The organism is Mammaliicoccus sp. L-M44, from assembly GCF_022386355.1.
Lineage (GTDB): Bacteria > Bacillota > Bacilli > Staphylococcales > Staphylococcaceae > Mammaliicoccus > Mammaliicoccus sciuri_A.
The window spans coordinates 1-289 of record NZ_JAJNIU010000082.1 but is presented as its reverse complement, the minus strand read 5'-3'; the positions used below and the strand labels follow the sequence as shown (position 1 = coordinate 289).

The 289-nt window shown below is 49.5% G+C and carries 2 tRNA genes and 1 rRNA gene; all 3 read right to left on the bottom strand.

What is annotated here, in order from left to right:
- Positions 1-15: 15 nt before the first annotated feature.
- Positions 16-91: transfer RNA gene (locus tag LQ611_RS14035), tRNA-Thr, on the bottom strand.
- Positions 92-97: 6 nt separating this feature from the next.
- Positions 98-173 (bottom strand) — tRNA-Val (locus LQ611_RS14030).
- Positions 174-200: 27 nt separating this feature from the next.
- Positions 201-289: ribosomal RNA gene (gene rrf / locus LQ611_RS14025) — 5S ribosomal RNA — on the bottom strand; the annotation flags it as partial.

The window sequence follows — 289 nt, the reverse complement described above, 5'->3', positions numbered from 1 at the left end:
AATGGCTCTAAAACATGGTGCCGGCCAGAGGACTTGAACCCCCAACCTACTGATTACAAGTCAGTTGCTCTACCAGTTGAGCTAGGCCGGCTTTAAATGGTGGAGAATGACGGGTTCGAACCGCCGACCCTCTGCTTGTAAGGCAGATGCTCTCCCAGCTGAGCTAATTCTCCATTTAAAAATATGTAATATTATTACTTGCCCGGCAACGTCCTACTCTCGCGGAACGTAAGCCCAACTACCATCGGCGCTAAAGAGCTTAACTTCTGTGTTCGGCATGGGAACAGGT